The sequence below is a fragment of the Clostridium nitrophenolicum genome (assembly GCF_055391695.1).
This window is the reverse complement of record NZ_AP042469.1, coordinates 837,907-863,238: the sequence shown is the minus strand read 5'-3', so window position 1 is coordinate 863,238 and position 25,332 is coordinate 837,907. Positions and strand designations below refer to the sequence as shown.

The window sequence follows — 25,332 nt, the reverse complement described above, 5'->3', positions numbered from 1 at the left end:
TACTTTATATTAAAAAGACTATTTAGTCTTTTCAATAAATACTTCCCACTGTCCGTCATCTACTTCTTCTATTTCAACATTATGTCCTTCTTTTCTAGCCCATTCTGGAACATTTTTCATAGCACAGCTATGATCAATTTCAACTATAAGTACATCTCCAATGCTTAATTTCTCCATTTGTTTTTGTGTTTTAACTAGAGGTACTGGACATGCTTCTCCTAAACAATCTAATCTTTTTTCTGACATAATAAATTCCTCCTTAAATTTTCACTAAATCTACTAATTATTTTTAACATTGCTCATTTAATCGTTATCACCTATTAGTTGGTACTTCTGTTACCAAACCAATCCGCTAGTATATAAATTCCTAATAATAATGCAAACTGTAAAAAAATAGCTGGTGCCCATCCTAGTACATCTGGTAAAAATACACCTTGTTTAGGCATAAAGTTTTTTGACCACCATCCAAAGTCCTTTGCTCCCCATAGTGAACCTATTATAAAGAACACTAGTGAAAGCATTTGCATTAAGAAACCTTCTCCTACTCTCATAAGAGTACCTGAAGCACATCCTCCTGCGATAACCATTCCTATTCCAAATAAGATGGCTCCAACCGCAATATGTACACCTACTGGTGATATATTTCCCGGTACTGCTGCACCTTTTGAAGCTGCTGCAAATTGAATGGATGAAAATCCTACTGTTGCAATTGCAATAGCAATTACTACAGCTTTAGTTAAGCTAGTGCCTCCAGTTAATACAGGATCTCTTAAGGATGCTGTAAAACAAAATCTAGATCTTTGTAGTGTAAATCCAGCTATAACACCGAATATCCACATAAGAGCCGACTTTGAAGAATTGTTGGCCATAAAAAATCCTACTCCAATTATACCTATGAGAAGTGCTACTCCAAAAGGAATTTGATTTATTTTCTTCTTTTTTGGTCTCCTGTTTATTGATGCTTTAATCTCTGCCATATTTCCACCTCCTTACAAGTTTGTTATTTAACTATCATAAGCTTGTTAAAAGTTTGTTCATGTCACAATTTCAATTATAGTCTAGATTGTTAATTTTGTGTCATAAGTTTATCTGATATAAAATTAGAAAAAGTTATACCCCTATTAATATTTATAATATTTATAAAATGCTTTATAATAATATCATAAATATTACTAAAGAAAGGGTAATTGGTCAATGAATATAGATTACTTAATATCTTTTATAGAAACATATAGAGAAAATAGTATTTCAAAGGCTTGTAAAAAACTTCATTTAACTCAGTCTGCTCTTAGTCAGCAACTTCAATCTCTTGAAAAGTCTCTAGATTCAAATTTATTAATACGCAGCAATAAAGGAGTAACACTTACAGAAGAAGGTGATATTGTCGCTAGTTACGCAGAAACTATTATAAATTTGTATGATAATATGTTAAAAGAACTACAACAATCAAAACAATCATCGATAAATGAAATTAAAATATCTTCCTGCAATAGCGTTGGTGAGTACTTATTACCCTGTACTTTACACTTATACAAAAAAAATCATCTTGATATAAGATTTAATCTTAAAACAGAAAAAACTAAAAATGTAATAGAAAATATACTTAATTGTAGCGCGGATATAGGTTTTATAGATACAAAATTTAAACAGGAAGGAATAGAGTGCATTACTGTCTCTACAGGAAACTTAGTGTTTATTTATTCAGAAAAAAATGACTACATAGATGCCAGTACTATTTCCTTAAATGAAATTTACAAACTTCCACTTATCATGGGACCTAAAGAAAGTTTTTTAAGACAGTCTATTGAAGATATGTTTTTTAAAAATAATATTAACGTAAAGGATTTAAATATCGAACTAGAGTTGGATACCATTGAGTCAATAAAAGCATCTGTAATAGCTAATCATGGAGTATCGATTTTACCTTATACTTCGGTAAAAAAGGAATTGTATTCAGGAGTGTTAAAAACAACACCGATAGAAGATGCTGCACCAAAGCATAATATATGTATGATATATCAGAAGAATAGAGCTAATCATCCTCATATTAAGGATTTTATTTCCTACATAAAAAAGTACGGCAAAGAAACTTTTTGCTAAGCTAGCTTTTTAATTATTATTTTCCAAATCCCCTCGTCCTCTTCTACTTGTATTTCACAATTATATTTTTTAAAAGCATCTTTTATAGATTGTGATGTGCAGCTGTGATCAGTTATTATAGTTAAACTGCCCCCTGCACTTATTTTTTTATATTGAATTTGTGCTTTAACTACAGGAACTGGACACATAGCTCCCATGCAATCTATGTCTATATTCAAAGTTCTCTCCTCCTCTTGACTTTATAGTCTCACTGTACCTGCAAATAAAAATTTTCTTTTTTTATTTATTAATATATCTTATAAATAAAATTAACTTTCACAAATCCATCACAATTGTTACACATTTTAATCATATGCCCAGTGTAATATATAGTCAAATATAAAAATTTTCTATTGCAGGATATCTTTTATAATAGATATTTGCAATAGGCTTTGTGTGGAGGTAATGAAAATGAAAAAGAAAAATTTAATTATTGCTTTAACATTAGTATTATCATTAGGCGTGGGAGTTACTGCTTATGCAGACTCTAAAACGCCGACAACTACTGGCAGCAGTGTAACATGTTCCGGATATGGCTTTGGCAAAATAACAGGTATGAGAGGCTATGATTTCATGACAAATATACTAGAAAATAAATTTGGCATTAGCGATTCTGATATATCCACTGCAAGAAACTCAGGAAAAACTATGTATGATATTGCAAAGGATAAAGGTATAACGGAAGATCAATTTAAGTCAGCTATGGTAGAGGAAAGAACTAAAGCTGTTGATGAGGCTATAAAAAATGGCAGTATTACTAAAGAACAAGGTGAGAATATAAAATCTAACATTAAAGAAAGTTCATCTAACTGTACTCCTGGTAAAGGACCTGTAAATGATAAAAGAGGCGGTATGGGCATTGGTTTAGCAATATGTGCTGAGATTTTAAAAAAGCATAGTTTTTCCTATGGCGTTACAAGCATACCTAATTCAGAAACAGAGTTTTACTTTGTTATTCCAAATGATTACATTCTATTAGAGGACAATTGACAGTGAAGGAGGAAAACTCACCTTCACTGTCAACTGTCCTCTAAAAAATAATACTTAGTATTATTTTTATTTTATGAATTGTAAATTTCTAAATCAGCTAGTAACTATACAATAATATTATTTTAACTTTCTTATCTTATTGGCAATTTCTCTTGAATCATATATTAGTAAAATTGCAAGAGCAGGTGGTGTAATTAAACTAAAGGTTAAAAAAATAAATTCTAGTATATATTTGCTCCACATTTTAAACCTTTTCCTTGTTCTCTCTCACATTATTTAATAGTATTATATGAATCTCTTACGTTTTATGTACCTTATGGACTTTTACATCAATTTAATCACATTTAATAACTAATTCAAAAACTTCTTTATAGGATCTAATTCTTCATCTTTTTCTATGTATTTTTTAAAGTTAGGATAAAGTTCAATAGCCTTATTTAAATCCTCTATTGCATTGTTAAAGCTATTGAGTTTCACATAGAAACAAGCTCTATTATAATATAGGAATTCAGCATCAGGGTTATATTTAATTCCCTTACTTATAATTTCAATGGCCTTTTCATATAGTTGTTTGTTTTTATATATAACGGCTAAGTTCAGATAGCTATATGAATAATTCTCATTTTCTTCTATGGAAAGCTTGTAATATTCTTCTGCTTCTTCTAACTGTCCCATTCTTCCCAAAATTACAGCCTTATTAAATAAAGCTAAATAGTGATTAGGATCTATTTGTAAACTTTCATTTATGTTTTTAAGCGCTCTTTCATAATCCCCTAACTCTTCATATATAGCACTTAGGTTTGTATGTGCCCAAAAGTCCTTATTATTCATCTCTAGAACCTTTTCGTAACATTCAATAGCTTTATTTATTTCTCCTAATTCGTCATAAGCACCTGCAAGAAAGAAGTACGCTCTATTATATTGAGGATTAATTCTAATTGCTTCTTTATAGTATTCTGCAGCCTTGTAATATTCTTTCATATTGTCATATATTATTGCTATGCCATAATATGCTCTTTCATCTTCAGGGTTTATCTTCAATATTTCCCTGTACTTCTGTTCAGCTAAATCGTATTCTCCTAATTCATCGTAAATCAATGCCATATCCAGTAAAAGTTCGGTATCTCTTTTACCACCATCACAGTTATATGCCTTTTTATAAAAATTTAGAGCCTTATCTAATAAGCGTTCTCTATAAAAATTCTTTGCTATTATTTTATAATTGTTTATCTTATAGCCTTCGACAATCATAGCTTTGCTCCTTTATTTAATACTATATATCTAACATATTATTATACATTTATTATTTCACAATGCAAATTGGAATAATTTAAATTTATATTATTTTATTAAAACACTTGATTTTTATAAAATAAGGATTTATAATCATAAATATAAAATCCCTAGTAATTCAATATGAATTATATATTTAAATGCTTTGATCAGGAAAAGTAAACTATATGAAACTTACAGAGAGAAGCTTCTAGGTTGAGAGAGCTTTATGAAGATTATAGTTGAAGTGCCCCTGTGAGCATAGAGCCGAACTATAGTAGGTTTCTACGGGTTCTCCCGTTATAGAGATATGGTATTAATTGTACCAGATTAGAGATGGACAGTAATGTCTAATCAGAGTGGAACCGCGGAAGTAACCTTCTGCCTCTGTTATTAACAGAGGTGGAAGGTTTTTTTATTTGCATACACTTATGCGCGCAAGTGATATGTATTATATGCTTATACAAAATATATTATAAATAAAATTTTAGGAGGATAACTATGAATTCAAATTATATGAGTATATTAATCGCAATCATAGCATTAGCATTTTTATATTTTTTAAAAAAGAAAAAAGTAAGCTTTGGAAATAGAGTATTAATTGCCATGTTAATAGGTGTTGCTGCTGGAGCAGTTCTTAAGAAAAATGTTCAGTTTATTGAACCTTTGGGGCAAATATATGTAAGTCTTATTAAAATGCTTGTTATACCACTTGTAACAGCTACTGTTATATCAAGTATTGCTTCCTTAGAAAGCCCTGATAAACTAAAAAAAGTAGGTACTAAAACTATCGGTTGGCTTTTATTTACCACAGCTATTGCTTGTGTTATCGGAGTAGTTGTATCTTTAGTGTTAGATTTAGGAGCTGGCATGCAATTTACTAAAAGCGCTAACTTTAAAGCTAGAGAAATTCCTACATTTGCAAAGGTATTGTTAGATATGGTTCCATCTAATACCGTATCTGAAATGTCTAATGGTAAAATAATTCCAGTTATTATTTTCGCTATATTTGTTGGTGTTGCTATTACTATAGAGAATTCAAAGAACCCTGAGCTAGTAAAACCCGTAAAAGATTTCTTTAAATCATTTTCTATAATAATGTTTAGAATAACAAAAATAGTATTAAAGATTACACCATACGGAGTGTTTGGATTGATGACATCAGTATCATCACAATATGGGCTATCTACGTTGCTTCCTCTTACTAAGGTAATTGTAGCAGTCTATGTTGCATGCATACTACAAATAGTACTAGTACATGGAAGTTTGCTAGCCTTTGTTGCTAAAGTTAATCCTATACGCTTCTTTAAAAAGATTTACCCTGCACAGGTTGTTGCATTTACAACTAGAAGCAGCTATGGAACCTTGCCTGTAACATTAAAATCATTAACTAACAATGTAAAAATCTCAGATAACGTTGCAAGTTTCGTTGCCCCAATGGGTGCTACAATGGGTATGAACGGATGCGGTGGTCTATATCCTGCTATCGTTGCAATTTTTGTAGCTAAAGTATTTAATGTTCCTATGTCCTTATCAAGCTATATTCTTCTGATAGTGGTAACTACAATAGCTTCTATAGGTACTGCTGGTGTACCTGGAACTGCTTCTATCATGGCTACTGTTGTTCTTGCAGCTTTAGGTTTACCGATTGAAGGAATTGCTATGGTTCTTGGAATTGATACTATATTAGATATGGCAAGAACAGCAACTAATGTCACTGGAGCATCTGTAGTGTCACTTTTAGTAGCTAACTCCGAGAATGAGTTTGATAGGAATGGCTTTAATGACACTGAAGCCGATGAACTAGAACTAAACGCTTAACGCTTCCTTATAACACATATACTGTATTTTTAAAATACAGTATCCGGTTGTTGATAATACACTTATCAACAACCTTTTTTATTGATCTAATTCATAAATTAATCAGATAGTTTATATACTTACATACTGACTGTAATAATATATTTTTACAGCAATATATATTATTATATCTATAATTATGTGTTGTAATTTTTATAATATATATTTTTTAATCACCATGCTTATTTATTTCAATAGCAAAATTTTAAAAGTTAAATATATAAAATATAATTAGGGTGATAAATTATGGGGAATAATATTAACAAACAAACTAATTCATCACAATCTTCTAATAAAAATACTACTAACAATAACACTATAAATGATACTACTAATAATATCAATAATAATACTAATACATCACAAAATAATACTTCTATTAACAACTGTGCTTCCAGTAATAGCCGTATTATCACTAATGACCCTAACGAGAACCTGAATCATATTATTCAAACTGGAATCGAAACAGCACAAAATATTCAACTTAACTTGTCACAAAACAGAGTAACTTATATTAAACCTTTAAGCACTAGCAACATTAATGTCACTGAAACCACTACTGCTCCTAGCGAAGCTGCTGCACCTTCTACTACAAATGTACCCCCTACAGCTAATCCCTGTGAAAATATTTTTCAAAATATTAGTCAAACTTCTGCATTGCTTCAAAATATCAACAATATTAGAGAGCAATTAGCAAGATTGAATATAGATCCATCACAACGAATTTATTATGAAAACTGTGTAGTTCCTTTACTTACTACTCTATATGAACTTACTGCATCTTCTGCTACTTTAGCTACATCTGTTAACTTTTTAGCTACTTCCCCAGTAGTTCATCCTAAAACTTCACAACTTAGAGATACCACTCATCTAATTTATCACATAAATGAAAAATGTGAAGATGTATATAAGGTTCTGAAAAAGAGAATAGATATAATGTTAGATATGTGTTAACTTTAAATTATATTATAAATTAATATTCAGATGGAGGTTAAATGCCTAAATGGCATTTAACGGGCAGACTTGCCCAGTGGTCGTAGACAAACTCCACCTGAATTAAGTTTAAAAGCTATGCTATCTAAGGAATTTCTACATGTTGGTTTTGTAACAATTTTATTGTTAGAAATAGTACCACTTTTTCAGTAATGTTGTGGAAGGTTTGTTCTATAGGTAATTTACATTCCTTTTTTGTTGGATTTTCAAGAATATCCGATTCAACAATTTCAGCACTAATTAATTCACAGAATACTTTTTCATTAAAAAATTCTGTGAACTTAAAGCTTTGCTCACAAATATCTCGTCCAACTATACCTTCTTCACAAGGGTCACAAACTCTAATGTTAGTTTCTAATAGTTCTACTTCATCTTGAGGAGTAGTTGGTGTAAACTTAGGTTGAGTTTTGAATTTAACTCTGGTAGTGCATTTAAAAGGTACCTTAACTGTAGAATGTTTTACCTTTCCATTTGATACTCCTTTACGAGTATATTCTTCAGTGGTATATTCAATGTTCTTTCTAATAAAACCATCTATGAATAGTATTCCAGTATTAGGCTCCCCATCTTCAGAGCTAGGAATAAGTTTGCACTGGTTTAAATATACATTTTTCCTAATATGCTTAATTTCTGAAATAGCATCCTCTAATTTTAGAAAAGATTCAATAGTAATAGTTATCTTACATTCTGTTAACACTACTGGAATTTTTACTGTTACAGGTTCTTTAGTAACATCAGAAGTATGAGGTACGTTCTCACAAAGAGGTAGCGTCTCTGAGATAACACTTACTTTACATTGGTCATTGGTGATTTTATCCACATGGCTTTTATGGATTCTATTATTAGCTTTACTATATTTATTTTCCGTATCCTTTTCCTTAACAGGTTTATTATGAATCTCTTTAGTGAATTTTTCTTTTTCATCTTTAATATAACTTTTGCTTATATTGCTCTTATATATATTCTCACTACAATTATCCTCTTGATTTTGTTGAATCAATGGTAATGTCTGAACTTCTGGTAGGGATTTTTTACAATCTTCTGGTAAAGTTTTTTCACTTGTAGATATATTACGGTTTTCTTTTATGAATTCTCCAGTTGCAGAGTTATTATAGTTTTTTTTTATAAATTCTTCATTAGGTACAATATAGTCCTCTGTTATGGAGTTATTATCTATAGGTATATCTAAATCTTTTAATAAAACTTTTTTATAATTTTCTATTAGTGAATCTATAGGGATATAAGTTTTATTTTCTGGTAATTGACCTTTAGAACTATTATAGTTATTTTCTGAGTCATTATTTCTAAAGGAATCATAGTTATTACTTTTTATATTATTTTCTAAAGTTTCATCGTTATTGTTTTCTTTAATATCACTTTCAGAAGAATTATAGTTGTCATCTTCTATCTCATTTTCTGATATATCATAACTATTGACTTCTTCACTATTAGCTTCAGAAGAATTATAGTTATCATCTTCTATATCATTCTCTGATATATCATAACTATTGTTTTCCTCACTATTACTTTCAAAAGAATTATAGTTACCATCTTCTATATTATCTTCTAATATATCATAACTATTATTTTCTTCACTATTAGCTTCAGAAGAATTATAGTTATCATCTTCTATATCATTCTCTGATATATCATAACTATTGTTTTCCTCACTATTAGCTTCAGAAGAATTATAGTTATCATCTTCTATATCATTCTCTGATATATCATAACTATTGTTTTCCTCACTATTACTTTCAGAAGAATTATAGTTATCATCTTCTATATTATCTTCTAATACATCACAACTATTATTATCTTCACTATTAGCTTTAAAGAAATCACGGTTATTATTTTCTATACTATCAGTTTTAAAGGAATCGAAATTTTCATTTAGGTCATTATATTCTACAGTTTCTCTATATTCTTCTGATACTAGTTCTTTATCATGGTGTTTTTCTGAATAATCTCTTTTGTTATGTCTTTTGTGATGTTTTTTATCATGTTTTTTATCATGTTCAGTTTTATAATGATCTTCATCTTTCTTTCTTTTATGATGCTTTTCATCATGCTTTCTTTTACTGTCATGTTTATTGTCATTTTTTTTATAATCATCTTCTTTATCTTCTCTTTTATTATGCTTTCTTTTGAGATTCTTTTCATCGGATTCTCTTTTTTGAGAATCCTTATAATGCTCTCCTGAATGATGTCTCCTACCCATAATTTACTCTCCTTTCAAAATTGCTATAAATCAAAGTAGCTGAAAGATACTACTCTTCATAAAATAACTTAACAATAGGTCCTTTAGGATTAATAATATCTTTTATAGAATTAAATGGTATAATAAATTGAGGAGAAGAATATATATAAGCATACTTAGAATTCTTATTAAGTTCATAATAGATTATCAAGCAATCTTCTGTAAGGTAAAATCTTCTACTTTTATTTATATTTGCAAATTCCTCAATTATAGGAATACTATTCTCTTTTATATCTTCTAAAATTATTTTGTTAATTATATATTCATAATTACTTCCTTCGTAAAATAGGTCCTTTAAATTATATATATATGCTTCTCTTGTGTTTATAGTTAAAGATTTTAATAAGTTAAAAGCTGTATTCTGTCCTGGTAGACAGGAGTAAAACTCAATAATTAGACTTAACAAATTTCTTTCATTAAGTGTAATATTGTATTCTCCATATATATCTCTTTGGTCTAAAAATTTATTAGTTTCTTTTTCTATAAAACTTTGTATCATATCTGCAATTAGATTATTAATTTTATGTTGTACTTTTTTATGCTTTAATTTCAACTGAGGATAGGCTATATTTATGTGTTCATTTTCTATTTTTTTAGTAATAATTCTAGTCCGTGCTTTTTTGTGTACCAATATTTATCTCCTCCTAAAAACAGACCCAAAACCTCTCTTAAGTAAGCTTTGGGTCCGCAGTTAACATCCAATAAAGTACTAAATTACTAAAGTAATAAGTTAATAATGAATTGTTAAATTTCTATTTTTAATACTCGTGTGGCCTATGACATGGATGTGGATGCTGATGATGATGATGCATACGTGGCTCACATGAAGGACATTCAGGAGCTTCAAAACACTGCTTATTACAAGGTTCATGACATTTTTCAGGCTTTCCTAATGAATTAAGTCTTACTTGTTGTTTTTGTAATACTTTTACTGTTAAATCTAATACTACTTTTTCAGTGAATTTACGGAAGCTTTGTTCTGTAGGGTCTTCACATGAAATCTCTGGACATTTATGGATATCAATTTCAGTAATACATGCTTTTACTAATTCACAGAAAGGTTTTTCATTAAATATTTCTGTGGAAGTAAAATTCTGATCACAAGGGTCACGTCCAATTACAGGATCTGCACAAGTATCGCAACTTCTAAGATTATCTGTAAAGAATTCTAGTTCTTTTGCATTAGGGTTTTTACAGAAGAATGGTTCTCTAAAGAACTTAACTCTAGTAGTACAATTAAAAGGTACTTTAACTGTACACTGTCTTATATCTCCGCAAATGTTTCTACTCTTATCGCTTTCACAAGTTTGAGTTGCATACTCAATATTTTTTCTAATAAAACCGGATATAAATAGTAAACCAGTGCATTTATGCTTATCTTGAGAAAATGGAATAAGACGACATTGAGTTAAAAATACATTCTTTTTAATACGTTTAATCTCTACAGCATTCATATCTAATGTGATAGTAGCTTCAACAGGAATTGTTATATTTGTTTCTGCCAGTAAAACTGGAATCTTAACAAATACATCTCCACTAGGAATAACATTAGGATTTACACAAACTTGTTCACACATATTTTCAGTCTTAGCATTAACCTCTGCACAAGGCTCACACCTATTATCTGAATTATGGTTTGCACACCCTTGATTTTCAGGACTTACTTGATAGTTATTACTTTCATAGTTATTATTTTGATAATCATTATACATAGATGATGTTATCCTCCTTTTTATCCAATGAACTTATAATTAGTCAACCTTGGCTGTCTCACTGTCTAATTTATATTATTCATATTTATGTCTTTGTGTTACATAAAAAATATAACTTTGAAGGTAAACATCAATTATTCATAAAAAACTTTTACATAAACATAAATTAAAAACAGACCCAAAACCTCTCTTAAGTAAGCTTTAGGTCTGAAGCATATTAATTAATTAATATCTAATAGAGTAATAGTATAATATTAATTTTCTAGTTTTTAATAATCTCTTTGTTTATGATGTGGTGGACATTGGTGCTGATGATGTGGTGGACATTTATGCTGATGCTGATGCATACGTGGCTCACATGAAGGACATTCAGGAGCTTTAAAGCACTGCTTATTACAAGGTTCATCGCATTTTCCATGATTTCCCAATGAATTAAGTCTTACTTGTTGTTTTTGTAATACTTTTACTGTTAAATCTACTACTACTTTTTCAGTGAATTTACGGAAGCTTTGTTCCGTAGGGTTTTCACAGGAAGTCTCTGGACATTTATGGATATCAATTTCAGTAATACATGCTTTTACTAACTCACAGAAAGGTTTTTCATTAAATATTTCTGTAGAAGTAAAATTCTGATCACAAGGATCACGTCCAATTACAGGATCTGCACAAGCATCGCAGCTTCTAAGATTATCTGTAAAGAATTCTAGTTCTTCTGCATTAGGGTTTTTACAGAAGAATGGTTCTCTAAAGAATTTAACTCTAGTAGTACAATTAAAAGGTACTTTAACTGTACACTGTCTTATATCTCCGCAAATGTTTCTACTATTATTGCTTTCACAAGTTTGAGTTGCATACTCAATATTTTTTCTAATAAAACCGGATATAAATAGTAAACCAGTGCATTTATGCTTATCTTGAGAAAATGGGATAAGACGACATTGAGTTAAAAATACATTCTTTTTAATACGTTTAATCTCTACAGCATTCATATCTAATGTGATAGTAGCTTCAACAGGAATTGTTATACTTGTCTCTGCTAGTAAAACTGGAATCTTAACAAATACATCTCCACTAGGAATAACATTAGGATTTACACAAACTTGTTCACACATATTTTCAGTCTTAGCATTAACCTCTGCACAAGGCTCGCACCTATTAGCTGAATTATTGTTTTGATAGTTATTATTTTGATAATCATTATACATAAATGATGTTATCCTCCTTTTTATCTAATGAATTCATAATTAGTCAATCCTGGCTGTCTCACTTTGTAATTTATACTATTCACATGTACGTTTTTGTGTTCCATAAAAAATATATTTTCAAAACATGTAAAGGAAAAATATTCTGATGTGGAAAGCCCTATTATTACCTTTTGCATAAACATAAATTAAAAACAAAAGAGGATTATTCTTCAAGGCTAATTATGCCTTTTAGAAATCCCCTTTCTAATACACTGAAGTTTATATTAATTCCATTTCTTCTGTTTCTAATTTAAATCCACTTATCTCTACATCTTCAGTAATCTCTATCATCAAGTATTTTTTCCCATTTTTATCTTTAACCTGTCTTATTCCACTTAGTTCATTTGGATTTATAATTATACTTGTAGCTTCATTTTCGATTTTAACTGACTTGCTGCTAAAGTCTGGTACTATATTTTTTACTTTAAAATCGTAGTCTCCTCCACAAACCTGTTCAAAAGCACTCTTTACAGCCTCTGTATTTTCTATACCACTGTTCTCTAAAACCTTCTGAATTTCCTTCATATCAACAGTTGGCTCCTCCTCTATATCTTCACTATCTTCAATTTTTTCATTGATTTGCTCATATATCTCCTGCATAGTTTCAGGTTTTATCTTATCTCCAACAACAGTATTTAATATAATGTTAAAACTTTCTTTTTCTTCTATTGCAGTAGGTTTAACACTGCTTTCTAAAACCTCTTCAACAAAGATAGTGTTCATTTGTTTAGATTTTGAAGAATAATAGATAACCTTATTTACATCTACATACTCACTACTAAAGCTCGGAAACATAAATCCATCTAATGGCGAACTTAAGTTTACAGTAATATCTAATGCGGATGTAGGTTTAAATTTCATTTCTGAATAGTCAAATTTTAAAACTTTCTTAGGCACATCTACTTTATTTATGCTGCACAGTATAAATTCAATAGCTTGTACATAATCATCAATTGCCTCATCTGCTTCTTCATTCCTTTTCTTATTGCCTTTATAGTATTCTGCCTTAACAAAATTTATAACTATATCTGTATCATATGTATAATGCTTAGATATTTTATCTACTATCTTGTCAGCACATTCTGTAATACTGTTCCCAGAAGTTAAAGCATTATAAAGAATAATTTGTGTACTTTCCTCTGATGAAGCCTCCTCAGTAATGTTTTCATCAGTAGTTTTCATTATAAAATCCAACTCAAAAACTTTTGTGTCTATAGTTCCAGTTAGTACTTTTTTAAAATTGTCTAGATAAAGTTCCTTTTTCTCTATGTCCATAATTTCAAAATAATTAAGTTCTCTTGTTATAATTTCTCCATTATCCTTTTTTAAATATACACTATATATCTCTTTAATAGGCATCATATAACTACTTAGTTTAAATTCTTTTCTTAAATCGGCTAAATCTTTTTTATTCATATCAAATACCTCACTTTATAAATCAAAGTAAACTTTCATTAAATTATTATATCTCAAAAGAGAGTCACTAATCTACAGGACTCTCTAAATTTAACAGGTTATTTTATTTTTTTATATAGTACTCTATGCTCATCATCATCCTTAGCAACTACTATTGAATTATGCTCTCCGTCTTCAACCTCATTTTTAAATTTTCGACCATCTAAAGTATGCTCCTCCACTGGAAACTCATCACTAACAACATCTTTATACACAAAAGGCTGTCCTTCTGGCACTTTCTCAAGTTTTGATAAATCTATATGACTTCTTTCTGACATATAAATGCCTCCTTAATTCTATTTCTGCTTTAATATTATGTGTACATTAAATAACTATTATTTAAATAAATATAAGTCATTATTGTAAGTTAAAAGAAATAAAATAGAGAGTAAGAAATACTTCTCTCCATGAGATTATACAATTTTAAAAATTAATGTTTTGGGGGAGCAATTTATGAAGCCTAAATTTTATAACATTTTGATCCTACTGATTTTTGGAGGAGCGGCTTATAGACTTTTTCAATCAGCATACTCAACTAGTTTTCCATTGTGGACAAGAATCATGTATGGTTTCTTTTGCATTTCGCTGATAGGTGCAATACTTATTTGTATAATCTCAATATTTGAAAAGGAAATAGTATGTCCCATATGCGGAAGCACAAACTGGAAAGAAGTACCTACATGGTATCCTTGGCACTATTGTGTAAACTGTAGAAGAGCAGAATTTATTGCAAAAGGAACTGTTAATGATCAATTAAAGTCATTAATAACCTATGATGAACCTAAAGACTACACAATATATAATTAATAAATAGGGTTTCTAAGTTGAATTTTTACTTAGAAACCCTATTTATTTAAAGATCAAAAGAAACTCCTTCCTAAAGCTATAATTATAATAAGCAATCCAATAAGAGCACCTATAATTATGGGATTTTTAATAGCTTTTTTTATGTTTGGCTGCCTCATACCTGCATTAAAGGGTATAGTTTTAGATTTATAAAATACTTTTGATGTACTTTCCCGATGCATCCTTTTATGTTTTACCCTATTAATATGACTTCTGCCACTTTGAAGAGCTCCACATTCTGGGCAAAATCTGCATTCATCATTAACTTTTTCCCCACAGTTTGTGCATAAATGCATATATTAACATCCCCTTACAATTGATTACTTTATAATAGACTTATAATTTTCAAGTTATTCTTTTATCTATTCCATAAGTTCTATATCCACTAAGGGCAAGTAGAACCTGAGCTGGAAGATAATATATCCAGACCAAGAACCTTGAAACGCCTTTTAAGCTGACTCCAAATATAAAAACATTATTAATTAGCGCAGATATAGCAACATTGATATCACAAAGGAAGAACAAGGTCATACCTATACAAATTAGATAGCAACTTAAGGATGTGTAAGATCCTCTATTAAAAACTCTCCATGCACTATATACACTGGAAATTAGTAAAATTGCATAAATACAACCTATAATTAAAAGCTCTCTACTTATAATATTTATATGTATTATATTTGTGTCTAATATCATTACAAATACTAAAATAACAAATATTAACGAACCAAAAATTTTTATATTATTCTTTAAAATACCTGCATGGCGGATTATATAAGTGATTTGTACAAAACAAAATAGAAGAACTCCTACAGTATAATAATCCAGTATTAACAAACATAAATCTGCTGCCGCAGTAAAACATAATGCCAATTGTAGAAGCCTAGTATCCTTCTTATTATAGCCATTATCTCCAATTAATAAACTTAATGCTAAACTTAGCAATATACCAATATACTTTAATACTGTTGAGTAGCTATTACTGTACCCATTGGTAAAATCTATATATATAAAGGATATATAGATAATTAATTCTATCAATACTATAGTTATTACAAGAGATTTTTTAAAATTTCCTTTCATTCTTACCACTTCCATAAACACTATTTACATATATTATATTCTATGTATTTCAAAATTAACCTATTTTATAATTAAGCTATACATAATCATATATAACCAGTTCCCTTATAACAGTTTTTATAGCCTTATTACCAATAATACTTACTGCAGCCTGTGTAGCTGTAGTAATCCTTATTGCAGAATTAGCACTGCAGGAATACATAAATGTAGTATACACAAATGCTGTAGCTAGCTTAAAACAAATATTAAACGACTGGAGACATTTTTAAATAACATTATAATAAAAAAAGATACTGCAACAATATTTGAAGCAATACCTTTTTAAATTTATTATCTTGTAATAGTAAAGTTCATTCTAATTTCTCTGTTTAATTTTTGGCGGTTTTTGGAACGTATTCCATTACTTACATTTAACGTATACCTTTCGCCAATGGTATACCCATTACTTGGGCTTAATACTGCTATCGATTTATTAGTAGTTAACATAAGGCTTACATCAACTCTATTCCCTCTGCTATTAGTTACTGTTATATTTTGCATGGTTGAACTATTAATTTCAACTTCCTTGTCAAATGATATAACCCAAACCTTATGTGGATTAACTAATCTATTATCCAATATAGGCAACTGACGAGATTTAACGATACTTGGTAAATACCTATTACTGATGACATTTTGTACTACATTAAGTCTATAATTTAGGCTTGTTTTATAAGTTCCATCTGAAAGTGAATTTACTAGGACTCTTGCACTATCAACATCATTTTGTATTAGACTTCTTTCAGCTCTTATTACTGCATCATTTGCAATATTGATTAGACTTTGTTGATTTGGTAACCTATTATTCACTATAGCTTGTACTGAATCAAGTCTTGCACCTAAATAAACCCTATCTTCATAATTTAGATTATTCACTAAAGTTCTTGCTGAATCTATATCTACTTGTGATCTAAAGTTTTCAGCTCTTATTACAGCATTAGTTGCATCATTTACTGCTCTATAATAATTTGTATCTCCATCATTTCTATTATCTATAATTCTTTGTATTAAATCTAATCTGCTTGATAAAGAACTCCTGTCATTTCCCCAAGGTAAAGAGTTAACCAATCTTCTAGCATAATTAACATCCGTTTGAACTCTACTGCTTTCTGCTCTATTTACTGCATTTATAGCATTATTTAAAGCTTGTTGATATGGTGTATTGTTATTTATTATAGCTTGTATCGCATCAAGCCTGCTTAATAAGTTATTTCTATCATTCCCAATTGGGAGAGCATTAACTAAGTCTCTAGCATAATTAACATCCGTTTGAGCTCTGCTGCCTTCAGCTTTAATTACTGCATTTATAGCATTGCTTAAAGCGTGTGGATATGTTGTATTGTTATCTATTATAGTTTGTATCGCGTCAAGCCTGCTTAATAAGTTATTTTTATGATTTCCAATTGGGAGAGCATTAACTAAGTTTCTAGCACAATTAACATCAGTTTGAGCTCTGCTGCCTTCAGCCTTAATTACTGCATTTGTAGCATTAGTTAAAGCCTGCTGTTCTGCTAGATTGTTGTTTATTATAGCTTGTACTTTATCAAGTCTACTTAATAAACTACTTCCATCATCTCCAATCGGTAGAGCATTAACTAAGCCTATAGCATAATTAACATCAATTTGATCTCTACTACCTTCTGCCTTAACTACTGCATTTGTAGCTGCTGTTAATCTATCTCGATATGGAATAATATTTTTAATTCTACTTAGTAAATCTGTTTTATCTTGTCCATCCGTAAGGGTATCGACCAAGTTTTTTGCATTTAATATATCTGAATCTATTCCTGAATTTTCAGCTTTAGTTACTAATGTCTTTGCCTCATCTAATCTGCTTTCATAACTACTGTAAGGGGCTACTTGAATGTTCCCATATGTTAATTCATAGGTTGAGGCATTAGATATTATATAGGTTCTTGGAATTACTTTTGCTTCAACATGATTTGTTTCTATACTTAGAAATCCTGTTATTAATGCTAATATAATAACTGAATTTCTTATTTTTTTACTCAACATATATTTTTTCCCCATCCTCACAACAATGTATTTTACTTACTTTTTTATATTTATTTTACCATCATAGTATATTCTATCATATATTCCAACATTTATACAAACCGAAATTATAGTGAATAATTAGCAATTCTATAATGATATTCACTTATATAAAACTCATAGTTTTCCTAAAAGCTTATATGTTGTATAACCAAAAATTCTTTGTTTTTTACAACTAAATTTGCAGATTTTTTGTCACTGATATTTACTTTAAGTAAAATATATTGTGTGAGAAATTACTCAAAGGAAAGCCAATAAGTTATCCCCTATATTTTTAAAAATATAGGGGATGTAATCAACCTGATACATCAAACAAATTTAATATATCTTTATCTAAAAATTTTATTCCTATATAAAATAATCTTAACAACTAGCAACCCTAATACCTTCTACATCTGGTTCTAATAAAATTAATCTCCACTTATCCTCAAGTTTTCCTAAAAAATCTTTAACCTCTTTCTCAAATTTTTCTGTATCCTTATCAACTACTGCCATAAGAGTTGATCCTGAACCACTCACAAATTCTCCAACAGCACCTGTTTCTCTTGCTTTTTCCAGTATTTCTTCAGCATTCTTTATTAATTTTTTTCTATATGGTTCATGAATTTTATCATTGAAACATGTTCTAAGCTTATCAAATTCCCCATTATAAAGAGCACTTATTAGCATAGCAGATCTTGATATATTAAAAATGCAATCTTCTTTTACATATGCCTGAGGTAGTATTTGTCTTGATAGAGCTGTGCTTACCTGAAAATCCGGTATCATTGCAGCAAATTTTAGTTCATTTGGAACCCTTATCTTTGAATAATTTACTTTTTCGCCATCCTTAATAGAAACTACCATTCCCCCTACTGCTGCAGGAACTACATTATCCGGATGACCTTCTATTTCTGTAGCTATTTCTATTATTTCATCAAGTGATAATCTATTTCCCATTAATGAACTAGCTGCTGCTACTCCGCCTACTATGCATGCCGCGCTGCTTCCAAGACCTCTACAAATTGGAATATCACATTTTGAAACATTTATGATAAATCCATCATACTCGTAGTTAAATATACCAAGAGTATTTATTAAACTTTTATATATTAAATTATCTTTATAATTCTCTTCACTTTTTATTCCATTATTTAATATTATAGTTTCACCTTTTCTCTCTTCAATTTCAATTTCATTGTAAAGCTTAAGCGCCATACCAAAAGAATCAAAGCCTGGCCCCATATTTGCTGTTGTAGCTGGTATTCTTACCTTTATCATCATTATCCCACCTTTTTATTTTATCAATCTTAAACCTAGAAATATCTATAGTTCTACTTTGTCACTTCTTTTTCAATAACGCTAAAATCACATGGTAATGTTATGATATCTCCTCCAATATTTACAGCAACATCAGGATCTTTAAGTCCATTGCCAGTCAATACACAGACCACCTTTTTATCATGCTGCAATCTACCTTCTTTATATAATTTGCATAAACCTGCAATTGAGATGCATGATGCTGGTTCTGCAAATATTCCTTCTGACTCCGCAAGCATTTTATAAGCCTCTAATATTTTTTCATCACTTATCTTATCTATAATTCCTTTTGATTCTACTAGAGCAGATACAGCTCTGCTCCAGCTTGCGGGATTACCAATTCTTATGGCAGTTGCAATTGTTTCTGGATTATCAATAATTCTATTATCCACTATGGGAGCTGCTCCTTCCGCTTGAAAACCTAGAAGCTTAGGCATCTCACTGATTTTTCCACAACTCTTATATTCATTAAAACCCTTCCAGTAAGCAGTTATGTTTCCTGCATTGCCCACAGGTATACATAAATAATCTGGATTAACATCAAGCTGATCACAAATTTCAAAAGCAGCTGTTTTCTGACCTTCTATTCTAAAAGGATTTATTGAGTTTACCAAAGTAATAGGATACTTGTTTGATATTTCCTTTACCATATTTAATGCATCATCAAAGTTACCATCTATAGCTATAACTTTTGCGCCATAAGCTATTGCCTGAGCAAGCTTTCCCATTGCTATTTTTTTATTTGGTATTAGTACCACACACTTTATTCCTGCCTTTGCTGCATATGCAGCGGCCGCTGCTGAAGTGTTGCCTGTTGAGGCACATATTATTGCTTTCGAGCCCTCTTCCACAGCTTTTGTAACTGCCATAGTCATTCCTCTATCTTTAAAAGATCCTGTTGGGTTTAGCCCTTCGTACTTTAAATATATCTCGAGACCTGGCATAAGTTTTTCTAAATTCTCTGCTCTTATTAAAGGAGTATTACCTTCAGAAAGTGTAACTATCTTCGTATCATTACTAACTGGCAAGTACTCATTATATTTATTTATTAACCCCATCCATCTCATCATTCTAGTCCTCCAATATTAAGATTTTTTTAATCTCTTCAGTATTAATTCTTTCTTTTATATCCTCTATAAATCTATCTAATACGGCTTCATTTTGTGATTTAACAAAGGCAGCTACTTCTCCATCTAAATTGTAAAGTTCTTTGCTAATAATGCTGCAGCTTGAAAAATATTCAGATAGAGCTTCCATTGCCTTTATTCTTTCCTCTGTTTTTATTCTAAGAAGCCATTTACTTTCTCTCTTCCAAAGAGTATTAACATCTGCTTTATCATAATTAAAAATCAGCGTGCTTTCTTTTTTACTTTGAATAATATCTGCTATGTCTGAGAATACTGCACTGGCTGTAGGAAACATTCCAGCTCCCTTACCTGTAAATACAACATCTCCTACTGCATCCCCATCTACCAAAATAGCATTATATTCATTTTCAATTCTTCCTAAAGTGGAATTTTTTCTTACCATGACTGGCGACACTGTAGCATATAGCTCCTCATTCTGCAATTCACTCATAGCTACAAGCTTTATTTCACAGCCTTCTCTTTGAGCATATTTAAAATCTCCAGTATCTATATTTGTTATTCCACTTATTTTTATATTTCTCCAATTCACTCTCTTTTCAAAGGCTATAGTAGATAATATAGAAAGCTTTCTCGCAGCATCATACCCCATTACATCGCTTTCAGGATTTGCTTCTGCAAATCCAAGTTTTTGAGCAAGCTTTAAGGCATCATTATAATTCATATTTTCTTTGCTCATCTTAGAAAGGATAAAGTTTGTTGTTCCATTTAAAATCGCCTTAATGCTTTTTATTCTATTTCCGACAAGGCATTCACTTAATGACTTTAGTATAGGTATTCCTCCTCCTACACTAGCTTCAAACCTCAATTCAACTCCATTTTTATTTGCTATATCTAAAAGTTCTGTACCATACTCTGCAATTAAATCTTTATTTGCTGTAACGACATGTTTTTTTAATAGCAATGCCCTTTTAACATATTCGTAAGATGGGTTAACCCCTCCCATCGCCTCAATTACTATATCAACATTTTCATTAAAAATTTCTTCTACATCATTAGTTAAAATGTAATCCTTATTTTTTTCTTTGTGCTTATTTATGTCTCTTACAAGAATTTTTGATAAAACTAATTCTTCATTTAGGTTTTTTTTGAATTTATCTCTATTTTTATATATAAGTTCTGCTACACCACTACCTACAGTGCCATAGCCAAGCATAGCTATGCAAGCCATATTTATCCCTCCTACCTCTTAATATCTTCATAGAACTGTTAACGGTGCAACTGGTTATGGTTTTCATAATTTTTCCTCCTTTAAATTACTTTTTTGTGTATTTTTGTATTTTTATATAAATAAAAAAACTCCTCCCACAAAAATGGGACGAGTTATATTCGCGGTTCCACCCAAATTATAATGAATAATTAGTAGCTCTACAAATACTATTCTATATTACATACATAGTAAATAGCTATTTGATTTAGCCTTTAATTTTAGACACTATCACTTTGTGCTTTTAACGCTAGCAAGCGAAAATACTTACTATTAGGCATCTGAAAGAAAATAACAAGTCGAAGATGCCTTATTCAGTACTTAACTCCAAGGTGGTTTTCCGCAGCTCTTGAACAAGAAACCTTTCAGCCAATGAGTTTCCTTCTCTTTGAACAGATTACTGCCTACTCTTCCTTTTCATTGTCTTTATTCGTATTAATTCTATATGGTAACTAACTTATACAGATAATATATTAGAATAAAATAAAAAACTCACCCAAAACATGGGGCGAGTATTAATCACGGTTCCACCCAAATTAACGTTCAATATAATCGTAAAATAATAGATTATATGAAGAACTGTTATCTTTGTACCTTTAACGCTGGCAAACGGATATACCTACTGTAATTTCAGCACTCAACTTCAAGGTGGTTTTCAATAGATCTCGAACGAGAAACCTCTCAGCCAATGAGTTTCTCTCTCTTAGAACAGTTTTCTACCTACTCTTCCTTATCATTGCATTTATGTTATCATTTTGTATAGTTCCTTCATTGTTAATCATTATATTATTTATAATAATACATGTCAATATAAAATATTCAAAAAATCTAAAAATTTTATAAAATATTTTTTCGGAACACTTTTAATACTTTTACAAATATTATAGATAAAATGATGAATATTAATATTATTCACTATGATTTATTATTAAATTCCACTTAACCTACTAATCCATTCATTATATTTCACTTATATAGTATTTAATTCTTTAATAAATATACATTTAAATTGTATAAAGTTACGTATATAATAAAAGTTTTTAACGTACTGAAGCTTGGAAACATATCCCGGCGTATAAGTTAACTTTCGTACTTAATTATCTATATTTTAAAGCTTTCCTAAAAGCTTATGTGTTATATAATCAAAAACTTTTTGTTTTTTTACAACTAAATTTGCAGCTTTTTTGTCATTAATATTTACTTTAATCAGAATATATTGTGCAAGTAACGATTCAAAAGGAAGCCAATTAATATGGGTGGTTGGTATTATATATCTGGTTGAACCCTTCATTTCTTTAAAGAGCTGAATTCTGCTTTTAAAAGGTAATGTTTCATCGAATAATGCATCTATAAAAGTAACTCTTTTCTTTTCCAGCAGATGGGCATACGATATAGGATCTATCCTAAAAAAGGGATGTAAATCCTCAGATCTTAGTATTTCTAGTAAGCTCATATTTTTTACACTATTAAATTGATTATTATATATTTCATATAGTTTTTCTTTGTTATTTATATAATATTCTTTACCATATCCCTTTTCAAAAAGTCTTCGTGCAAAAGCTGTAACATGTGATTCATGCATTATTTTAGGTATATTGCCTCCTGTAGTCATGAAAATAGTTTGATTAATTCTTTTATCCATTGACGCTACAATAGAAGAAATCATCCCTCCGAGACAATAGCCAACTACACAATTGTTTTCATTCCAAAGCTTTTCCTGCTGAAGCAAGTCTATAGTTGAACGTACATCAACTACCGCATGTTCCCAGAATTGATACATAACCTTAATATCAGGCCATATATAGCTTCGCCCACTAACGGATTTATCCTCCACTCGAGTGTAGTTTCCTGGAAGAATTATAATTGTAGAGTTAACACCTACAGAAGCTAAATGCGTACCGAGCCACAGCATAAATTTAATATTTCTGCTGCCTAAACCGTGCAATATAAGCACGGAAGCTTGTGTTTTCCCTCTAGGCTCAAAGTTATATAATTCTACGTTTTCCGTTCCCGGCGCAGGGTTTCTATATAGGCTTTTATACCTAATATAGCTGCACCTATAGAAGCTCCCCTTCAATATATAGCCTTTAACAAAATCTACTTTCTTTTTTATATAGGAAAAATCAATTATCATATATTCCACCATCTCTTACTTAATAATTAAGTATGAAATATATGTTATGCTTACACTACTATTTATGTGCAATTTAATATATAATTAAAAATAAAAATTACAGTTCTTCAAACTCGAAAGTTGTCTTTCGTTCTTTGAAGCCGTTATAAAAAATTGAGGTGAAAATATTGGAAAGATGTCCTTGGTGCGGAAATGACCCCTTATATATTAAATATCATGACGAAGAATGGGGTGTTCCTGTTCATGATGAAAGAAAACATTTTGAATTCCTTGTATTAGAATCTGCTCAGGCTGGACTTAGTTGGATTACTATACTTAGAAAAAGAGAAAACTATCGTATTGCTTATGACAACTTTGATCCTGCCAAAGTAGCAAATTACTCTGAGGAGAAGATAAATGAACTTCTTCAGAATAATGGTATAGTAAGAAATAGAAGAAAAATTGAAGCTTCAATAAATAATGCAAAAATGTTCTTAAATATTCAAAAAGAATTTGGAAGCTTTGATAACTACATATGGAAATTTGTCAATTATAGACCTGTAATTAATTCATGGAAAAGTATATCTGATGTACCTGCAACTTCTGCTCTTTCAGATGAAGTAAGTAAAGATTTAAAAAAGCGAGGTTTTAAATTTTTAGGTTCTACCATAATTTATTCTCATTTGCAAGCAACAGGTATTATAAATGACCATATTGTAAACTGTTTTAGATATAATGACCTTAAATGAGTTCAAAAATATTTCAAACAAACTAATAACATTTTTCTTCTTTATTACATAGTATGTAGTGTAGTGTGTAAAAGGAGAGTTTAAATCATATGTATTGTGACTATTTTGATTGCCCAATGATGCATTTATTCCGTCAACAATTCCCTAGTGGGCCACCTTTCGGAGGACCTGGCGGTGGACCTAGTGGTGGACCTGGTGGTGGCCCTAGCGGTGGACCTGGCGGCCCAGGTGCAGGCTCAAGACCTCCTAGCTCACCGCCACCATCCTTTGCTCCACAAAAGTCTCAAGCCCAGCCATTCGCTGTTAGCCCTGGTTCAATTAGACCATGTCTCTTCAGATTTGTGTATATATGGCCTAGAAGAGGAAGAGGTTTTTGGGCATGGCTTATCCGTGTCGATAGAAGATCCGTTTCTGGCTGGAGATGGAATGGCCGTAGATGGGTTTTCTTCGGAATGGATTTAAGACAGATAGAAAGCTTTCAATGTCGCTAGCTTTTAGATGAGGCCATTTCTGTTCACCTCCAGTAGGAGGTGTAGTGGGATCATTAAATTCTCCTCCTCCGCTGAGTCCTCCGCCAAACTTTTTTCCAACTAAAACTCAAGCATTAAATAAAATGGAACTGTCAATAGATAATATTATAAATAAATATGCTTATATTTGGCTCAAGGATAGAGCACAATTTTGGACTTGGATAACCTTCGCTGTTGGAGAACGAATTGGAGGCTGGAGATGGAATGGATTTATTTGGGATAACTTCGAGATAGACATATCAAAAGTTGATTCTATTGTAATTTATAGGTATGCAAAGTAGCAAGTTAACTTTAGGCTTTGTAATCCTATAGCAGCTATTGATAACTTCAATAGCTGCTTTTTA

Annotated in this window: 26 protein-coding genes and 3 other annotated features; of the genes, 8 read left to right on the top strand and 18 right to left on the bottom strand. The window is 30.4% G+C overall.

The window, feature by feature from the left end; translation table 11 throughout:
* Positions 1-18: 18 nt before the first annotated feature.
* Together ACZ5N4_RS03930 and ACZ5N4_RS03925 are read right to left on the bottom strand one after the other, a co-directional pair.
* The gene (locus ACZ5N4_RS03930) at positions 19-246 is read right to left on the bottom strand and encodes a sulfurtransferase TusA family protein (RefSeq protein WP_178908539.1); all 228 of its coding nucleotides are present in this window, start codon (positions 244-246) and stop codon (positions 19-21) included.
* A 74-nt stretch (positions 247-320) separates the two neighbouring features.
* Entirely contained in the window at positions 321-977 is a 657-nt protein-coding gene (locus tag ACZ5N4_RS03925; RefSeq protein ID WP_464207330.1) for a YeeE/YedE thiosulfate transporter family protein, read from the bottom strand.
* 217 nt (positions 978-1,194) lie between these two features.
* On the opposite strand from ACZ5N4_RS03925, the gene ACZ5N4_RS03920 reads away from it, so the two are divergent.
* Positions 1,195-2,100, top strand: coding sequence for a LysR substrate-binding domain-containing protein (locus ACZ5N4_RS03920; RefSeq protein ID WP_464207329.1), 906 nt, complete (start codon positions 1,195-1,197; stop codon positions 2,098-2,100).
* On the opposite strand, the gene ACZ5N4_RS03915 is transcribed toward ACZ5N4_RS03920, so the two are convergent.
* Positions 2,097-2,318: a sulfurtransferase TusA family protein gene (locus ACZ5N4_RS03915; RefSeq protein WP_464207327.1), complete on the bottom strand. Its 222-nt coding sequence runs from the start codon at positions 2,316-2,318 to the stop codon at positions 2,097-2,099. The genes ACZ5N4_RS03920 and ACZ5N4_RS03915 overlap by 4 nt on opposite strands.
* A gap of 232 nt (positions 2,319-2,550) precedes the next feature.
* Between ACZ5N4_RS03915 and ACZ5N4_RS03910 the strand changes: the two genes are divergently transcribed.
* Positions 2,551-3,129: a hypothetical protein gene (locus ACZ5N4_RS03910; protein WP_464207325.1), complete on the top strand. Its 579-nt coding sequence runs from the start codon at positions 2,551-2,553 to the stop codon at positions 3,127-3,129.
* A gap of 351 nt (positions 3,130-3,480) precedes the next feature.
* Here ACZ5N4_RS03910 and ACZ5N4_RS03905 read toward each other — a convergent pair whose 3' ends face one another.
* Positions 3,481-4,380, bottom strand: a complete 900-nt coding sequence (locus ACZ5N4_RS03905) for a tetratricopeptide repeat protein (protein WP_464207323.1) — start codon at positions 4,378-4,380, stop codon at positions 3,481-3,483.
* Positions 4,381-4,558: 178 nt separating this feature from the next.
* Positions 4,559-4,793: a binding site (T-box leader), on the top strand.
* Positions 4,794-4,902: 109 nt separating this feature from the next.
* On the opposite strand from ACZ5N4_RS03905, the gene ACZ5N4_RS03900 reads away from it, so the two are divergent.
* Together ACZ5N4_RS03900 and ACZ5N4_RS03895 are read left to right on the top strand one after the other, a co-directional pair.
* Positions 4,903-6,222, top strand: a complete 1,320-nt coding sequence (locus ACZ5N4_RS03900; protein ID WP_464207321.1) for a dicarboxylate/amino acid:cation symporter — start codon at positions 4,903-4,905, stop codon at positions 6,220-6,222.
* Positions 6,223-6,507: 285 nt separating this feature from the next.
* The gene (locus tag ACZ5N4_RS03895) at positions 6,508-7,215 is read left to right on the top strand and encodes a hypothetical protein (RefSeq protein ID WP_464207320.1); all 708 of its coding nucleotides are present in this window, start codon (positions 6,508-6,510) and stop codon (positions 7,213-7,215) included.
* Between the two features lie 124 nt (positions 7,216-7,339).
* On the opposite strand, the gene ACZ5N4_RS03890 is transcribed toward ACZ5N4_RS03895, so the two are convergent.
* The 6 genes from ACZ5N4_RS03890 to ACZ5N4_RS03865 form a co-directional block, all read right to left on the bottom strand.
* Positions 7,340-9,472: a CsxC family protein gene (locus ACZ5N4_RS03890; RefSeq protein ID WP_464207318.1), complete on the bottom strand. Its 2,133-nt coding sequence runs from the start codon at positions 9,470-9,472 to the stop codon at positions 7,340-7,342.
* Between the two features lie 49 nt (positions 9,473-9,521).
* Positions 9,522-10,142, bottom strand: coding sequence for a DUF3298 domain-containing protein (locus ACZ5N4_RS03885; RefSeq protein WP_464207316.1), 621 nt, complete (start codon positions 10,140-10,142; stop codon positions 9,522-9,524).
* Positions 10,143-10,269: 127 nt separating this feature from the next.
* On the bottom strand, positions 10,270-11,223 hold the full coding sequence (locus ACZ5N4_RS03880; RefSeq protein ID WP_464207314.1) for a CsxC family protein: 954 nt from the start codon (positions 11,221-11,223) through the stop codon (positions 10,270-10,272).
* Positions 11,224-11,492: 269 nt separating this feature from the next.
* Positions 11,493-12,428: a CsxC family protein gene (locus ACZ5N4_RS03875; protein ID WP_464207312.1), complete on the bottom strand. Its 936-nt coding sequence runs from the start codon at positions 12,426-12,428 to the stop codon at positions 11,493-11,495.
* A 258-nt stretch (positions 12,429-12,686) separates the two neighbouring features.
* Entirely contained in the window at positions 12,687-13,883 is a 1,197-nt protein-coding gene (locus tag ACZ5N4_RS03870; RefSeq protein ID WP_464207310.1) for a DUF4317 family protein, read from the bottom strand.
* A gap of 98 nt (positions 13,884-13,981) precedes the next feature.
* Positions 13,982-14,200 carry a hypothetical protein gene (locus ACZ5N4_RS03865; protein WP_464207308.1) on the bottom strand — a complete coding sequence of 73 codons (219 nt, stop codon included), beginning with the start codon at positions 14,198-14,200 and terminating at the stop codon, positions 13,982-13,984.
* Positions 14,201-14,375: 175 nt separating this feature from the next.
* On the opposite strand from ACZ5N4_RS03865, the gene ACZ5N4_RS03860 reads away from it, so the two are divergent.
* A complete protein-coding gene (locus tag ACZ5N4_RS03860; RefSeq protein ID WP_464207306.1) occupies positions 14,376-14,729 on the top strand; it encodes a hypothetical protein in 354 nt (117 codons plus the stop codon).
* Positions 14,730-14,782: 53 nt separating this feature from the next.
* Here ACZ5N4_RS03860 and ACZ5N4_RS03855 read toward each other — a convergent pair whose 3' ends face one another.
* The 8 genes from ACZ5N4_RS03855 to ACZ5N4_RS03820 form a co-directional block, all read right to left on the bottom strand.
* Complete coding sequence (locus ACZ5N4_RS03855; protein ID WP_464207304.1) at positions 14,783-15,064, bottom strand: hypothetical protein; 282 nt, start codon at positions 15,062-15,064, stop codon at positions 14,783-14,785.
* A gap of 49 nt (positions 15,065-15,113) precedes the next feature.
* Positions 15,114-15,851: a lysoplasmalogenase family protein gene (locus ACZ5N4_RS03850; protein ID WP_464207302.1), complete on the bottom strand. Its 738-nt coding sequence runs from the start codon at positions 15,849-15,851 to the stop codon at positions 15,114-15,116.
* 76 nt (positions 15,852-15,927) lie between these two features.
* The gene (locus ACZ5N4_RS03845; RefSeq protein WP_464207300.1) at positions 15,928-16,068 is read right to left on the bottom strand and encodes a hypothetical protein; all 141 of its coding nucleotides are present in this window, start codon (positions 16,066-16,068) and stop codon (positions 15,928-15,930) included.
* A gap of 113 nt (positions 16,069-16,181) precedes the next feature.
* Positions 16,182-17,906 carry an Ig-like domain-containing protein gene (locus ACZ5N4_RS03840; RefSeq protein WP_464207298.1) on the bottom strand — a complete coding sequence of 575 codons (1,725 nt, stop codon included), beginning with the start codon at positions 17,904-17,906 and terminating at the stop codon, positions 16,182-16,184.
* Positions 17,907-18,308: 402 nt separating this feature from the next.
* Entirely contained in the window at positions 18,309-19,205 is an 897-nt protein-coding gene (thrB, locus tag ACZ5N4_RS03835) for a homoserine kinase (protein WP_464207296.1), read from the bottom strand.
* 53 nt (positions 19,206-19,258) lie between these two features.
* The gene (gene thrC, locus ACZ5N4_RS03830) at positions 19,259-20,314 is read right to left on the bottom strand and encodes a threonine synthase (protein WP_464207294.1); all 1,056 of its coding nucleotides are present in this window, start codon (positions 20,312-20,314) and stop codon (positions 19,259-19,261) included.
* 1 nt (position 20,315) lies between these two features.
* Positions 20,316-21,560 carry a homoserine dehydrogenase gene (locus ACZ5N4_RS03825; RefSeq protein WP_464207292.1) on the bottom strand — a complete coding sequence of 415 codons (1,245 nt, stop codon included), beginning with the start codon at positions 21,558-21,560 and terminating at the stop codon, positions 20,316-20,318.
* Positions 21,561-21,700: 140 nt separating this feature from the next.
* Positions 21,701-22,026: a binding site (T-box leader), on the bottom strand.
* Positions 22,027-22,097: 71 nt separating this feature from the next.
* Positions 22,098-22,342: a binding site (T-box leader), on the bottom strand.
* Between the two features lie 362 nt (positions 22,343-22,704).
* Entirely contained in the window at positions 22,705-23,730 is a 1,026-nt protein-coding gene (locus tag ACZ5N4_RS03820; RefSeq protein ID WP_464207290.1) for an alpha/beta hydrolase, read from the bottom strand.
* A gap of 164 nt (positions 23,731-23,894) precedes the next feature.
* Between ACZ5N4_RS03820 and ACZ5N4_RS03815 the strand changes: the two genes are divergently transcribed.
* From ACZ5N4_RS03815 to ACZ5N4_RS03805, 3 genes are all read left to right on the top strand, one after another.
* Complete coding sequence (locus ACZ5N4_RS03815) at positions 23,895-24,458, top strand: DNA-3-methyladenine glycosylase I (RefSeq protein ID WP_464210825.1); 564 nt, start codon at positions 23,895-23,897, stop codon at positions 24,456-24,458.
* A gap of 89 nt (positions 24,459-24,547) precedes the next feature.
* On the top strand, positions 24,548-24,949 hold the full coding sequence (locus ACZ5N4_RS03810; protein WP_464207288.1) for a hypothetical protein: 402 nt from the start codon (positions 24,548-24,550) through the stop codon (positions 24,947-24,949).
* 44 nt (positions 24,950-24,993) lie between these two features.
* Positions 24,994-25,269: a hypothetical protein gene (locus ACZ5N4_RS03805; RefSeq protein WP_464207287.1), complete on the top strand. Its 276-nt coding sequence runs from the start codon at positions 24,994-24,996 to the stop codon at positions 25,267-25,269.
* Positions 25,270-25,332 lie beyond the last annotated feature (63 nt).

Excerpts from the sequence above, each read along its gene's own strand:
- ACZ5N4_RS03865 (WP_464207308.1), bottom strand. The coding sequence starts at position 14,200 with ATGTCAGAAAGAAGTCATATAGATTTATCAAAACTTGAGAAAGTGCCA.
- ACZ5N4_RS03810 (WP_464207288.1), top strand. The coding sequence starts at position 24,548 with ATGTATTGTGACTATTTTGATTGCCCAATGATGCATTTATTCCGTCAA.
- thrB (WP_464207296.1), bottom strand. The coding sequence starts at position 19,205 with ATGATAAAGGTAAGAATACCAGCTACAACAGCAAATATGGGGCCAGGC.
- ACZ5N4_RS03840 (WP_464207298.1), bottom strand. The coding sequence starts at position 17,906 with ATGTTGAGTAAAAAAATAAGAAATTCAGTTATTATATTAGCATTAATA.
- ACZ5N4_RS03825 (WP_464207292.1), bottom strand. The coding sequence starts at position 21,560 with ATGGCTTGCATAGCTATGCTTGGCTATGGCACTGTAGGTAGTGGTGTA.
- ACZ5N4_RS03895 (WP_464207320.1), top strand. The coding sequence starts at position 6,508 with ATGGGGAATAATATTAACAAACAAACTAATTCATCACAATCTTCTAAT.
- ACZ5N4_RS03910 (WP_464207325.1), top strand. The coding sequence starts at position 2,551 with ATGAAAAAGAAAAATTTAATTATTGCTTTAACATTAGTATTATCATTA.
- ACZ5N4_RS03930 (WP_178908539.1), bottom strand. The coding sequence starts at position 246 with ATGTCAGAAAAAAGATTAGATTGTTTAGGAGAAGCATGTCCAGTACCT.
- ACZ5N4_RS03900 (WP_464207321.1), top strand. The coding sequence starts at position 4,903 with ATGAATTCAAATTATATGAGTATATTAATCGCAATCATAGCATTAGCA.
- ACZ5N4_RS03870 (WP_464207310.1), bottom strand. The coding sequence starts at position 13,883 with ATGAATAAAAAAGATTTAGCCGATTTAAGAAAAGAATTTAAACTAAGT.
- ACZ5N4_RS03905 (WP_464207323.1), bottom strand. The coding sequence starts at position 4,380 with ATGATTGTCGAAGGCTATAAGATAAACAATTATAAAATAATAGCAAAG.
- ACZ5N4_RS03855 (WP_464207304.1), bottom strand. The coding sequence starts at position 15,064 with ATGCATTTATGCACAAACTGTGGGGAAAAAGTTAATGATGAATGCAGA.
- ACZ5N4_RS03860 (WP_464207306.1), top strand. The coding sequence starts at position 14,376 with ATGAAGCCTAAATTTTATAACATTTTGATCCTACTGATTTTTGGAGGA.
- thrC (WP_464207294.1), bottom strand. The coding sequence starts at position 20,314 with ATGATGAGATGGATGGGGTTAATAAATAAATATAATGAGTACTTGCCA.
- ACZ5N4_RS03880 (WP_464207314.1), bottom strand. The coding sequence starts at position 11,223 with ATGTATAATGATTATCAAAATAATAACTATGAAAGTAATAACTATCAA.
- ACZ5N4_RS03850 (WP_464207302.1), bottom strand. The coding sequence starts at position 15,851 with ATGAAAGGAAATTTTAAAAAATCTCTTGTAATAACTATAGTATTGATA.
- ACZ5N4_RS03820 (WP_464207290.1), bottom strand. The coding sequence starts at position 23,730 with ATGATAATTGATTTTTCCTATATAAAAAAGAAAGTAGATTTTGTTAAA.
- ACZ5N4_RS03925 (WP_464207330.1), bottom strand. The coding sequence starts at position 977 with ATGGCAGAGATTAAAGCATCAATAAACAGGAGACCAAAAAAGAAGAAA.
- ACZ5N4_RS03920 (WP_464207329.1), top strand. The coding sequence starts at position 1,195 with ATGAATATAGATTACTTAATATCTTTTATAGAAACATATAGAGAAAAT.
- ACZ5N4_RS03875 (WP_464207312.1), bottom strand. The coding sequence starts at position 12,428 with ATGTATAATGATTATCAAAATAATAACTATCAAAACAATAATTCAGCT.
- ACZ5N4_RS03890 (WP_464207318.1), bottom strand. The coding sequence starts at position 9,472 with ATGGGTAGGAGACATCATTCAGGAGAGCATTATAAGGATTCTCAAAAA.